This window comes from Clostridium tertium, from assembly GCF_902652255.1.
Taxonomy (GTDB): Bacteria; Bacillota; Clostridia; order Clostridiales; family Clostridiaceae; genus Clostridium; species Clostridium tertium_A.
In genome coordinates this window covers 19,770-32,573 of record NZ_CACRTO010000046.1, presented here as the reverse complement: position 1 = coordinate 32,573, position 12,804 = coordinate 19,770, and the positions used below count along the sequence as shown (strand labels likewise).

Below are 12,804 nucleotides of genomic sequence, written 5' to 3'. Positions count from 1 at the left end.
TTATCTCCCTAGGTAATTTAAAAACTTTTGACCATATTTATTTAAATAATAAATATCATTGCCCTCATCTATACTTAAAAGTCCATTTCCTTCAAGACTTACATAGTCTGATTTTATGCTTTTGTCAGTAATCTTTTTGTCTTCATAATAAATATCAATCTTTTCACTAAAAATACCATTCTTATAACAAACAAAGAAATTATCCATAGCGTCTATATTGGAATACTTATTAGATATTATCTCCTTACCACTTAAATCTATTACCTTAAGTTTATTAGACTTTAAATTTTCTACTATAAAATAATCTCCAACTACTGTTGATGTAATATAATTTATATCTGAATTTTCTATCTCTCCCTTTATATTACCATTAGTATCTATCAAAACAAGATTATCATTAAAATCATAAAAGACTAAAATATTTGATTTAGAATATCCTGAAAAATAATATTCAAATGGTAGTCTAAATATTTCATTAAAGTCCTTATCTAATGCTACTAACTCTAATGAGTTCAGGTCTTGTCCTATAATTATTCCATTAATAAAACTATAATATGAATTATCAAAACTTATATTATCTAATTTTACTTCTTTTAAGTTCTTATCAATTAATACGGAGTTGTTATAGTCACTTAGAACTGCATATCCTTCTGAAAATCCACTAATATTATTATACTTTAAAGGTATAACCTCTTGACCTTTTTCATCGATGAATCCATACATACCATCTAATTCTACTTTAGCATAGCCATCTTTAAACTCCTCTAGACTATTATATTTTAAATCTCCTATTTTTTTGCCTTCCTTATTTAAGTAACCTATGCTTCCATCTACACTGTTTTTATAAGCTGCTGATATATAGTCACCCTTTATATCCAAAAGCACGTATTCCTTAGTAGTAAATAATTCTTTCCCTGATTTATCTATAACAGCTTGAGTACTATCATCTAAATCAACTATTGCCACTCCATTTTTAAAGCTTCTTGCTCCATTGTACTTTCCTTCAATTACTAGCTTTTCATTAGTATCAATATATCCATATCTTCCTTCTACGTAAACAGCCGCTAGCCCTTCTGAAAAACTTTCAGCCATTTCATATTTAGGTTTTATAACAATATCACCATAGGCATTTTTAAATCCATATAGTCCACCTTCGCTATAGACATATAATCCTGACTTAAATTCCTCACTATCTAAATCTCTATTTATACTTAACTCTTCTTTATTTTCAGAAGATGTTTTAACTTCAATTAATTTAATATCTTCATCTTTAATAAACTCATCATAACTAGATAAACCTATCTTAATAAAAATCGTAACTAAAGAAGCTACTAAAATCAAAACTAAAGTAATTAATAAAATTATATATTTTTTCCCTAACCCCTTAGACATAACCTTCTCCTTATAAAGCATTATTTTAGTTATATTATTCCATATTATTTTCAAAACAACAATATACAAAGATACTTTATATAATTAATAGAACTTTATAAATATAATAAAGAGTCTACTTATAATAATTCACAAAACTCTTCTATTAATCTATAAAGCTCTATCATCTTAATTATTTACTTTTTAAATCATTAATTATATCACGAAGTTCTGCTGCTCTTTCAAACTGTAAGTTTTTAGCTGCATCCATCATTTCATCAGTATATTTCTTAATTAATTTCTTCTTATCCTTTGCTGATAATTTAGAATCAGGTGACTTCGCAGTATATTCAGTTACTTCCTCAGCAACCTTAGTTGCTTCTATTAATTCTCTTACTTCTTTAATTATAGTTTGAGGAGTTATTCCATTATCTTCGTTATACTTAATTTGAATTTGTCTTCTTCTTTCAGTTTCCTTAATAGCCTTATCCATAGACTTAGTAATATTATCTGCATACATTATTACTCTACTTTCTGAATTTCTAGCTGCTCTACCTATAGTTTGTATTAATGAAGTTTCAGAACGTAAGAATCCTTCTTTGTCTGCATCTAATATAGCAACTAAAGCAACTTCTGGTATATCTAACCCTTCTCTAAGCAAGTTAATACCAACTAATACATCATACTCACCAAGTCTTAAATCTCTTATAGTCTTCATTCTCTCAATAGTATCTATATCTGAATGCATATATGTTGTTTTTATGCCTAAGTCTTTAAGATACTTAGTTAAATCTTCAGCCATTCTCTTAGTTAATGTAGTTATTAATGTTCTAAATCCTTTTGCTGTAGTCTTTTGGATTTCTGCATATAAATCATCAATTTGACCCTTAACTGGTCTAATTTCTATAACTGGATCTAATAACCCTGTTGGCCTAATTACTTGCTCTGCAATATTAGTTGAATTATCTAATTCATATTGTCCTGGAGTAGCACTTACAAATACAATTTGATTTATCTTATCTTCAAATTCAGAAAACTTTAATGGTCTATTATCATAAGCACAAGGTAATCTAAAACCATAATCTACTAGAGTATTTTTTCTCGATCTATCTCCAGCATACATTGCCCTGCATTGAGGTAGAGTAACATGGCTTTCATCTATAAACATTAAGAAATCATCTGGAAAATAATCTATTAATGTTTGTGGTGGAGTTCCTGGTGCTCTACCATCTAAAATTCTTGAGTAGTTTTCTATCCCACTACAATATCCCATTTCTCTAATCATTTCTATATCGAAATTAGTTCTTTGTCTTAATCTTTGAGCCTCTAATAATTTTTCCTGACTATTAAGCTCCTTAAGTCTATCTTCAAGCTCATCTTCAATTTGCCCTATAGCTTTTTCTAAAACTTCATAAGACGCAGCAAAGTGAGAAGCTGGTGAAATAGCTACATGAGTTCTTTCCCCTAAAATATTTCCTGTTAGAACATCAAATTCTCTTATTCTCTCTATTTCATCTCCAAAGAACTCTACTCTAATTCCCTTATTAGAGTATGAAGCTGGAATAATATCTAAAGAATCACCTCTAACTCTGAAACTTCCTCTAGCAAAATCTATATCATTTCTTTCATATTGAATTTCTATTAATTTTTTAATTATTTCATCTCTATCCTTTATCATTCCGGGTCTTAAAGAAATAGTAAGTTTCTTATACTCTTCTGGATTACCTAACCCATAAATACAAGATACTGATGCTACAATTATTACATCTCTTCTTTCAAGCAATGCTGATGTAGCTGAGTGTCTTAATTTGTCTATTTCATCATTAATTGCTGCATCTTTTTCTATAAAAGTATCAGTTTGAGGTACATATGCTTCTGGTTGGTAGTAATCATAATACGAAACAAAGTACTCAACTATATTATTAGGGAAAAACTCTTTAAATTCAGAGCAAAGCTGGGCTGCCAATGTTTTATTATGTGCTAATATTAAGGTTGGTTTTTGAACCCTTTCTATAATATTAGCCATGGTATAAGTTTTTCCTGATCCAGTTACCCCTAAAAGTGTTTGCCCTCTATCTCCATTTTCAATAGACTTTACTAAACTGTCTATTGCCTTCGGCTGATCTCCTGTTGGTTTAAACTTTGATACTATTTTAAATTCAGGCATCTTATCCCTCCTTCTCTACTATATTTTTATTATACCCTTTTTTATAAAGTGATTCTAAGCTTCAGACGGAGTTTTCTTAAAAAGTAGAGAACCAAAATCTTGCATTTTGTGTGAATCATTTTCACAGAGTGCAGGAATATAATACTTCATCTGAAGCTTAGAAGAACTAATCCAAGCGAGTGCAGTGCTTAGCTCCCACTAAAAAAAAATTGGATTATTAGCAATGCTAGTAATCGGATAAAGCTATAACTTATGATGAAAATTATATCAAATTGGTAAAAAAAAGTACAGAAAGTAAGTTCCCCTTCTGCACTAAAATCCTATTTTTTTCTTTTCATTTCCTCTAGAACTTTTTTAAAGTCATCATTATCTACACTTAATGTACTCTCTACATCTACCATTTTAGGAACTATTAACATTCCGACTTTTTTATTTATTGGTTTAACACTTAAATCGACTATTTCCCCGGAAATTTTTCTTACTTTAAAAGATATTTCGTTGAAACTCTCCCTAACTGCTTTAAATATTTCAACTTCTGACATAGCCCTACTTTTATTTACTTCAATAATTTTGTCGCCTCTTCTTATTCCTGATTGGTATGCTGGCGAATTTGGAGCTACTTCGAGTACAGCCACTCCTTCATCATCAGTTACATATAAGTAATTACCACTATTCTCATTCTTATTTTGAATCTTTATCATTATTTCATGTCCTAAAGGTGCTAATATCACTACCACAATTTGTCCAATTATTCCAAACTGAGCAACTTGTGCTACTAAAGCTAGTAAAACACCATAAATTAAAATTCCTAAACCAGAATATAATGGTTTTTTATTTTTATCTTTAGTAAAGGTAACAGAATTATACCCTACTACTCCGTATAATGGTAAGCTCATTATTACAGCAGTACTTAATAATAGCAGTGTATCTGCCCTATTTACTAATGGCCACCATTCTGGAGTTGCAATAGGTGATGTGCCAACACTAGATATTTTGCTAGTAATTGCAATAAAAATTGCTACAGGTAAAGCCCAATATCTACTATAAGCAAATCCTCCAACTATCTTATTATCCTTATTAGAAAATACAGGTATAGCTCCTCTACCTCCATCAAACATAACAAGAATACCTTCAACTACATGCATTAATCCCACGAAGGTCATAAGTGCCACTATATTAATATTTATATATGATTGTGAATTAGTAGCACTAGCTAATAAACTAGCTATAATCCCTAATGCACCTAGTACTGCTCCTGAATAAGAAAAGCAAATGAATCTCTTTTTAACAAAGAGAAGTAAAATAGAGATTATAAACATAATTTCTATTCCTGAATTCTCATCAAATACTATTCCAAAAATAGTTAGCATTATACTTATTATAATACCGCCTATAATACCTAAACATATTTGTGATAATGTAAGTTCCAAAGGGGAGTTTATGCTCTCCCCAATGGTCATTTTTTGCATTATTGCTATTCTTTTGTTCTTTAAATAAAACATTACCCCTAAAACTACTAACATAATTATATTCATCGGTCCTATTATTGCATATGCTACAGTTCTTAAGGTATATAGTATTAACTCCATCTATGAGCCTCCTACTTTATCTTTTCCTTAATAACTTCTATACCCTTTATTAATTGTGTATCTATACTTCTATCATATTCCTTATTTAAATTTTCTTCAGGAATAGTCACTTCTATATCAGGAGTAATTCCAACTTTGTGTATGTTTTCTCCATTAGGAGTATAATATTTAGAAGTTGTAACCTTTAATCCACCATTACCATCTTTAAAATCAAATAATTGTTGTACGACACCCTTACCAAAACTCTTAGTTCCTATTATTGTCGCTAATTTATAATCTCTTAATGCTCCTGTAAGCACCTCTGATGCTGAAGCACTTCCACCATCAATTAAAACAACTAACGGTAGTCCTTGTGAATCTCCACCTGTGGATTTGTATTCTTTTTTATTATTATACTTATCTATTGTATAAGTTACAACATCTCCCTTAGGTATAAATTCTGATGCTATATTATTAGCTTCATGCAGATATCCACCTGGATTTCCCCTTAAGTCTAAAATTAAGCCCTTCATTCCTTCACCTTTAAGTTGAAGAATCTTTTCTTTAATTTGCTTACCGCTATCTGCATCAAAAGAAGACAATCTTATATAACCCACATTATCTTCAAGCATTTCTCCTCTAACTGAAATAGTCTTTATCTCTTCTCTTACAATTTCAACATCTAGAGTTTCGTCACCTCTAGATATAGTTAAAGTTACAGATTTACCTTCTTCTCCCTTTATCTTAGAAACTGTATTTTCTAGCTTAGGTTCTGGCATTTCATTACCATCAACCTTTAGAATAACATCTCCAGCCTTTAAACCTGCTTTTTCAGCTGGTGATCCTTCTATAGGTGCAATAACAGTAACCTTATCATCTTTAACTCCAACTTGAACTCCTATGCCTACAAAATGCCCTTCACTTTGTTCAACAAAAGAAGAATATTCAGCACTATTCATAAAAATAGTATATGGATCATTTAGTGAGTCAGTCATGCCCTTTATAGCAGCTTCTAATAGAGCATTATCATCAATTTGCCCATTATAATTTGAAAGTAAAGTTTCCCTTACCTGAAATAATAAATCATATTTTTTTACATCCTTAATCTCACTTATGTCCTTAGCAACTTCTTCACTTACACTTTTTGATTTTATTATTCCTCCGTGAGCAAATGAAGTACCCATGTAAAAGAACATTAAATTAGAAAGTACAAATATACCCACAATTATTGCTATATTTAAGGGTTTTTTTAATGCATTTTTACCCTTATAGTTGTTTTCCTCTTCCATCTCAGATATCTCCTTTCATAAAGTCTAACTAATCAGTAAAAATTTCTCTTAATAATATTTTAAGTGGAGAAATTTCTCCACTTAAAGTATATAATTTATTCTCTCTTTTTATTAATAACTTTATACATCCAAGAATTTTCTTAAAGCAACTATACTTCCTAAGGCACCTATTACTATACCACCTGCTAAGAATGCCCAAGTTAAAATTCCTAAGACAAAGCTTGGTGGAACTAGTGATACTAAGAACATAGTAGATACTATATAACCAAATATACCTTTATATAGGAAGTATAATAGTAAGCTTGCCAATAATGATCCTACAAATCCGATTATCATACCTTCTATTATAAAAGGCCATCTGATAAACCAGTCTGTAGCTCCTACAAACTTCATAATTCCAACTTCTCTTCTTCTTGAATAAACAGTAATCTTAGTAGTATTAGTTATTAAGAATATTGATACTCCAATAAATACTACAAATAAAATTAAACCAGCTATTCTAACTCCATCTATAAATGAACTTATAGTCTCAATCATATCTTGTTGATTGGATATACTTTCAACTCCAGACATTTCATTTACAGCTTCTCCAATCCCTTCAGCATAACTAGGATCTTCTAATTTAACTATAAATGCACTTGGAAGTGGATTGTTTTGTAAGTCGAACCCTTGCAATAATCCTGGACTATCTTTTAAGTTTTCCTTAAAATTTATGAAGGCTTCTTCTCTTGATTCATAAACAACTTCCTTAACGCCTTCTTGTTCATTTAACTTAAGCTCTACTTCTCTTTGATCTATTAATTTAATATCATCATTTAAATAAACTTTAATTTCTACTTTTGAAGCAACATCTTCTATAGCCTTATTAAAGTTAAGCCCAATAAGCATAAATGTACCAAATATAAAGAATGTTATTAGTACAGTTATCATCGCTGCAATACTTAAGGTTCTATTTCTCTTAAGACTCTTAAATGCATCTACAAAAAAGTACTTTAATGTATTAAACTTCATCTTCGTACATCCCCCTTGCTGTATCTCTTGCTATAGCACCCTTCTCAATAGCAATAACTCTCTTCTTCATATTATTTACTATGTCTTTAGCATGCGTAGCCATTAAAATAGTAGTTCCTGCTCTGTTTATATCTTCTAAAAGATCCATTATTTCATTTGCAGTCTCAGGATCTAAGTTACCTGTTGGCTCATCACATATTAAAACTGAAGGGTTGTTTACAATAGCTCTAGCTAAAGCTACTCTTTGTTGTTCTCCACCAGATAATTCATTTGGGAACATCTTATACTTATGTGAAAGTCCAACTAGAGATAGTACCATAGGAACTCTTTTTCTGATCTCCTTAGGCTGAGCCTCTACAACTCTCATAGCAAAAGCAACATTTTCATAAACGTTTAAAGTAGGAATAAGTCTAAAGTCTTGGAAAACCATCCCTATCTTTCTTCTGTAATAAGGTACTTGTTTTCTTGTTACATTATTCAACTTTTTACCTGCAACTACAATTTCCCCAACTGTAGGCTCAGTTTCCTTAATTAACATTTTTATAAAAGTTGATTTACCTGCACCAGAAGGCCCAACTAAGAATACAAATTCTCCAGATTCTATAGAAATATTTACATCAGATAATGCTTTAACATTATTATCATATAGCTTAGATACGTTTTTAAATTCTATCATTCTCTAACACCTCACACATAAGCGTATTTTTAAAGCTATTAAACCTATAGCGTTATTATAGCATAACAAAGCTTAAGGAAAAACTTTTTTCTACTTTTATTCTAAATTAAATCCATATTTTTAATATTTTAATAATCTTTAAATCCTTCCCCTAATGCTTCTGTTGATTCACTTACAGTTAAAAATGCCTCTGGATTATTATGTTTTATAAACTGCTTTAGTGTAATAAACTGCTTAGAAGATAAAACTGTATATATTACAGTCATGTTTTCTTTTGTATATCCGCCTTTACCAGTTAAAATTGTACATCCTCTATCAATACCATTATTAATAAAATCTACCACAAGCCTTTCTTTATTAGTAATTATAAATACTTGTTTAACAGGGTTTATCCCTGCAATAAATTTATCTACTAAGTTCCCTATTAATATAGCACTTAGAAGTCCAAAAAGCCCCTTTTCAACGCCAAAAGAATAAATAGCTAATAAAGTTACAGTACAATCTGCTAATAACAATCCTTGGCCTATAGGTAAATGAAAATATTTATTAATAATTTTAGCAACTATGCTAGTTCCACCTGTGGATGCATCTTGATAAAAAGTAATTGCAGTCCCAAAAGCTAATACTGCTGAACCAAATACACAAGCTAATACCATATTATCTGTTATAGCTCTTGGATTTAAAAAGTTTTCAAAAATCCACATTATTACCGACATCATTACTGTAGCATAAATACTCTTTGCTCCAAAAGAACCTCCTATTAAGAAAAAGGCTAGAGCAAATAATAAAATATTAAATATAAAAACTAGTATACTTGGATTAATGTCTATTAACTGATTAATTGCTAAAGCTAATCCTGATACTCCACCTGCTGCTATATCTAATGGAAAGAAAAAATATTCTAATCCAAAAGCAACTATCGCCACTCCTACAGTAGCTAAAAAATATTCTTTTAATTTTTCCATATGTATATTATTCTCCTTAAAATAGATAGTATATTAAAAGGTTATTGGATATTTTTAAATCCCTCTCCCATAACTTCATGCACCTCTCCAACTGTTATAAATGCATTAGGGTCAACTTTACTAATATGTTGTTTAAGCTTAATAAACTCACTTCTCCCTAAAACCGTATATAACACATAAGTATCTTTACTTGTGAATCCCCCGATTCCTTTCAAGAAAGTACATCCTCTCTCTAATTCATCCATTATGAATTTACCAATTTCATCACTCTTAGCACTTATTATTGTTACTTCCTTACAAACATGGAAACCTTCTATAACTTTATCAATAGCAATTCCATTAATTATTACTGAAAGTAATCCATATAGACCTATATTTATTCCAAAAGTAATCGCCCCTAATAAGGTTACTATAAAATCGACTGCTAATAAAGACTTTCCTATATCTATATGAAAAAATTTATTCAATATCTTCGCTATAGTGTCTGTTCCTCCTGTTGAAGCATTCGCATTAAATACAATAGCCATACCAATTGCTGTAATTAAAGTACCAAATATAGCAGCCAACATCAAATCATTAGTTACTGCTTTTGGTTCAAAAAACTTCTCAATAATAGTCATCATACCTGCTAAACTAAAACTTGATACTATTGTCTTAACTCCAAAATTTTTTCCAAGAAAAATAAATCCAATTATAAATAAGAATAAATCCATTATAAATACTAAAGGCCCAGTAGAAATTGCTGGTATATAATGATTAATTACTATAGCTAAACCAGTTAGTCCCCCTGCAGCAATATTATTAGGTATGAAAAAATACTCTAATGATATAGCAACTAAAAAAACTCCAGTAATTATTAGTAAATAGTCTTTAATATTTTCTCTCATATAAATCTCCTTTCATAGAGAATCTCTATTATTTTCCCTCAATTATACTTTTCTATCCCACTATAATCTCATAATATATGTACTTAGTCTATAAATATTATAATATTTTTTTAACTAGTTGTATTTACTTTAAAGCAAAAAGCTGTAGAAAATTATTCTACAGCTTAATGGTAAATATAGCTATTCCTAGTGATTTATTTAAATTTATATAGTAAACTAATTTATTTTTTTAGAGAAATTGCTTTCTTTGCCTTTAGGACTACATTAGAAGATGTTAATCCATACTTCTCTAATAATTGATTTGGTAATCCACTTTCTCCAAATACATCTTGAACTCCAACCTTTAATACAGGTACTGGAACTTCTTCAGTTAAAACTTCAGCTACAGCAGATCCTAATCCACCGATAATGCTGTGCTCTTCAACAGTTACTATAGCCCCTGTTTCTTTAGCTGCTTTAACTAATATATCTTTATCTATTGGCTTTAATGTATGTATGTTAATTACTCTTGCATTAATGCCTTCTTTCTTTAACTCTTCCTTAGCTTCTAATGCAACATCTACCATTATTCCTGTTGCAACAATTGTTACATCATTTCCTTCTGATAAAGTTACACCTTTTCCTATTTCAAACTTATAAGTATTTGCATCATTTATTACATTTACTGCCGCTCTACCTAATCTTACATAACAAGGCCCATTATATTCAGATATAGCTTTAATTGCAGCTTCAGTTTCAACTGCATCAGCTGGACATATTACTGTCATGTTAGGAATACTTCTCATTAATGATAAGTCTTCTATAGCTTGGTGTGAAGCACCATCTTCTCCTACTGTTAATCCAGCATGAGTTGCACATACCTTAACATTTAGTTTAGGATAACAAATTGAATTTCTTATTTGCTCGAAAGCTCTACCTGCTGCAAACATAGCAAAAGTACTAACATATGGTATCTTTCCACAAGTTGATAAACCTGCAGCAACACCCATCATATTTCCTTCTGCAATTCCCATATTAAAGAATCTTTCTTCGCAAACAGCCTTGAAATCTGCAGTTTTTGTTGACTTTGAAAGGTCAGCATCTAAAACTACTATATCTTTATTTACATCAGCTAAAGCAGCTAATGCTTTTCCATAAGCTTCTCTTGTTGCAATCTTCTTACTCATTATTTATCCCCTCCAATTTCTGCTAACGCTTGTTCACATTGTTCCTTGTTAGGAGCTGTACCATGCCATGAAGCTTGATTTTCCATGAAAGAAACGCCCTTACCTTTTACAGTATTACAAACAACAACTGTTGGCTTACCTTTGAAGTTCTTTGCTTTTTCAATTGCATCTAATATTTCATCTATATTGTGTCCATCTATTACTAGTACATTCCAACCAAAAGCCTCGAATTTCTTGTCAATTGGTGAAGGATTCATAACCTTAGTTATATCTCCATCTATTTGAAGTCCATTAAAATCTACAAAAGCTGTTAAATTATCAAGCTTATAATGAGCTGCTGACATAGCTGCTTCCCAAACTTGACCTTCTTCAAGCTCTCCATCACCTAAAAGTGTATAAACTCTATAGTCTTTCTTATCTAACTTACCTGCTAAAGCCATACCTACAGCTGATGAGATACCTTGACCTAGTGATCCTGTAGACATATCTACTCCTGGAAGACACTTCATACTTGGATGTCCTTGTAATCTTGAGTTAATTTTTCTTAATGTATTTAATTCTTCTACAGGGAAATATCCCTTTCTAGCTAAAACGCTATATAAAACTGGCGCTGCATGTCCCTTTGATAGTACAAATCTATCTCTATTTTCGTCCTTAGGATTTTCTGGATTAATATTCATTTCTCCAAAATATAATGTAGTTAGGATATCAGCCGCAGATAGTGATCCACCTGGGTGTCCTGAACATGATTCTGTCAACATAGAAACTATATCCTTACGAATAGTTTTAGCAATGGACTTTAATTCTTCAACATTTTTACTCATCTTTCATCCTCCTAAGATTATATTTACTAGTACATAGTGTGCCGTTTTTTAACTAAATTTATTTTAGCACAACATTTTTTATTTGTATATACTATTAACCTTTATTTTTATTAAAAATAAGGTTTTTTTATCAAAAGTGTTATACTATTTACTAATTGTATATCACTTTGACTTTTAAGTTTATATAATAAAAGAAACCCTATAAGGGTTTCTTAAGTATTTAATATACTCAAATATTAACTAAATTTTTAATTAGTACTACTTTTTACGCTAAGCTCAAACTAATTAATAGAGCTTTATTTACTTTTTTCATATCTGAATCTGTCATATGCCCTATTTTCTCTTTTAGTCTTTTTTTGTCTAAGGTTCTTAACTGTTCTAATAATACTACTGAATCTCTATTTAAGCCATATTCCTCAGATGAAATTTCAACATGAGTTGGTAATTTAGCTTTATTTATTTGAGAAGTTATAGCTGCAACAATTACTGTCGGGCTATATTTATTCCCAATGTCATTCTGAATTATTATAACTGGTCTAATTCCACCTTGTTCTGAACCTATTACCGGGCTTAAATCTGCATAAAAAATATCCCCTCTTTTTACTACCATATTTGTCATTAGAAATATCACACTCCGCAAAGCCAGTTCTCATATTCATCAATATTTGCGTTTTCGCACTCAAAAGGAAGCTGTGAAAGCTCTAAATTAATTTTAGCCATTTCTTCGTAGCCTTCTTTCATAACTTCTAAAATATCCATATTTAATTGATCTTCATTATATTCTATTAAAGAATAATCAAGAAATTGACTGTTTTTTTTAATTTCCACGACTTTTTTTACAAAGCGTATATTATTGACTTTTTTAGACATAATTTGCCTC

12 protein-coding genes are annotated in these 12,804 nt (G+C 30.2%); all 12 read right to left on the bottom strand.

Going from position 1 to position 12,804, the window contains the following annotated elements; translation table 11 throughout:
- Positions 1 to 1,446: a hypothetical protein gene (locus GPX08_RS14270; protein ID WP_156627472.1), complete on the bottom strand. Its 1,446-nt coding sequence runs from the start codon at positions 1,444 to 1,446 to the stop codon at positions 1 to 3.
- Between the two features lie 118 nt (positions 1,447 to 1,564).
- Positions 1,565 to 3,538 carry an excinuclease ABC subunit UvrB gene (gene uvrB, locus GPX08_RS14265; RefSeq protein WP_156627471.1) on the bottom strand — a complete coding sequence of 658 codons (1,974 nt, stop codon included), beginning with the start codon at positions 3,536 to 3,538 and terminating at the stop codon, positions 1,565 to 1,567.
- Between the two features lie 320 nt (positions 3,539 to 3,858).
- Positions 3,859 to 5,127 carry a signal protein PDZ gene (locus tag GPX08_RS14260; protein WP_156627470.1) on the bottom strand — a complete coding sequence of 423 codons (1,269 nt, stop codon included), beginning with the start codon at positions 5,125 to 5,127 and terminating at the stop codon, positions 3,859 to 3,861.
- Between the two features lie 11 nt (positions 5,128 to 5,138).
- Positions 5,139 to 6,395 (bottom strand): PDZ domain-containing protein, encoded by a 1,257-nt coding sequence (locus GPX08_RS14255; protein ID WP_156627469.1) that lies wholly within the window; start codon positions 6,393 to 6,395, stop codon positions 5,139 to 5,141.
- A 120-nt stretch (positions 6,396 to 6,515) separates the two neighbouring features.
- Positions 6,516 to 7,406 (bottom strand): FtsX-like permease family protein, encoded by an 891-nt coding sequence (locus tag GPX08_RS14250; protein ID WP_156627468.1) that lies wholly within the window; start codon positions 7,404 to 7,406, stop codon positions 6,516 to 6,518.
- The gene (gene ftsE / locus GPX08_RS14245; protein ID WP_156627467.1) at positions 7,396 to 8,082 is read right to left on the bottom strand and encodes a cell division ATP-binding protein FtsE; all 687 of its coding nucleotides are present in this window, start codon (positions 8,080 to 8,082) and stop codon (positions 7,396 to 7,398) included. The genes GPX08_RS14250 and ftsE overlap by 11 nt, the downstream gene beginning before the upstream one ends.
- A 128-nt stretch (positions 8,083 to 8,210) precedes the next feature.
- Positions 8,211 to 9,047: a DUF2179 domain-containing protein gene (locus GPX08_RS14240; protein ID WP_156627466.1), complete on the bottom strand. Its 837-nt coding sequence runs from the start codon at positions 9,045 to 9,047 to the stop codon at positions 8,211 to 8,213.
- 41 nt (positions 9,048 to 9,088) lie between these two features.
- A complete protein-coding gene (locus tag GPX08_RS14235; RefSeq protein WP_156627465.1) occupies positions 9,089 to 9,934 on the bottom strand; it encodes a DUF2179 domain-containing protein in 846 nt (281 codons plus the stop codon).
- A 221-nt stretch (positions 9,935 to 10,155) separates the two neighbouring features.
- On the bottom strand, positions 10,156 to 11,100 hold the full coding sequence (locus GPX08_RS14230; protein WP_156627464.1) for a transketolase family protein: 945 nt from the start codon (positions 11,098 to 11,100) through the stop codon (positions 10,156 to 10,158).
- Positions 11,100 to 11,924 (bottom strand): transketolase, encoded by an 825-nt coding sequence (locus tag GPX08_RS14225; protein ID WP_156627463.1) that lies wholly within the window; start codon positions 11,922 to 11,924, stop codon positions 11,100 to 11,102. The genes GPX08_RS14230 and GPX08_RS14225 overlap by 1 nt, the downstream gene beginning before the upstream one ends.
- A gap of 265 nt (positions 11,925 to 12,189) precedes the next feature.
- The gene (locus GPX08_RS14220) at positions 12,190 to 12,543 is read right to left on the bottom strand and encodes a PemK family transcriptional regulator (protein WP_156627462.1); all 354 of its coding nucleotides are present in this window, start codon (positions 12,541 to 12,543) and stop codon (positions 12,190 to 12,192) included.
- An 8-nt stretch (positions 12,544 to 12,551) separates the two neighbouring features.
- A complete protein-coding gene (locus tag GPX08_RS14215; protein WP_156627461.1) occupies positions 12,552 to 12,794 on the bottom strand; it encodes a hypothetical protein in 243 nt (80 codons plus the stop codon).
- Positions 12,795 to 12,804: the final 10 nt, after the last annotated feature.

Excerpts from the sequence above, each read along its gene's own strand:
- uvrB (WP_156627471.1), bottom strand. The coding sequence starts at position 3,538 with ATGCCTGAATTTAAAATAGTATCAAAGTTTAAACCAACAGGAGATCAG.
- GPX08_RS14260 (WP_156627470.1), bottom strand. The coding sequence starts at position 5,127 with ATGGAGTTAATACTATATACCTTAAGAACTGTAGCATATGCAATAATA.
- GPX08_RS14255 (WP_156627469.1), bottom strand. The coding sequence starts at position 6,395 with ATGGAAGAGGAAAACAACTATAAGGGTAAAAATGCATTAAAAAAACCC.
- GPX08_RS14250 (WP_156627468.1), bottom strand. The coding sequence starts at position 7,406 with ATGAAGTTTAATACATTAAAGTACTTTTTTGTAGATGCATTTAAGAGT.
- ftsE (WP_156627467.1), bottom strand. The coding sequence starts at position 8,082 with ATGATAGAATTTAAAAACGTATCTAAGCTATATGATAATAATGTTAAA.
- GPX08_RS14240 (WP_156627466.1), bottom strand. The coding sequence starts at position 9,047 with ATGGAAAAATTAAAAGAATATTTTTTAGCTACTGTAGGAGTGGCGATA.
- GPX08_RS14235 (WP_156627465.1), bottom strand. The coding sequence starts at position 9,934 with ATGAGAGAAAATATTAAAGACTATTTACTAATAATTACTGGAGTTTTT.
- GPX08_RS14230 (WP_156627464.1), bottom strand. The coding sequence starts at position 11,100 with ATGAGTAAGAAGATTGCAACAAGAGAAGCTTATGGAAAAGCATTAGCT.
- GPX08_RS14225 (WP_156627463.1), bottom strand. The coding sequence starts at position 11,924 with ATGAGTAAAAATGTTGAAGAATTAAAGTCCATTGCTAAAACTATTCGT.
- GPX08_RS14220 (WP_156627462.1), bottom strand. The coding sequence starts at position 12,543 with ATGACAAATATGGTAGTAAAAAGAGGGGATATTTTTTATGCAGATTTA.
- GPX08_RS14215 (WP_156627461.1), bottom strand. The coding sequence starts at position 12,794 with ATGTCTAAAAAAGTCAATAATATACGCTTTGTAAAAAAAGTCGTGGAA.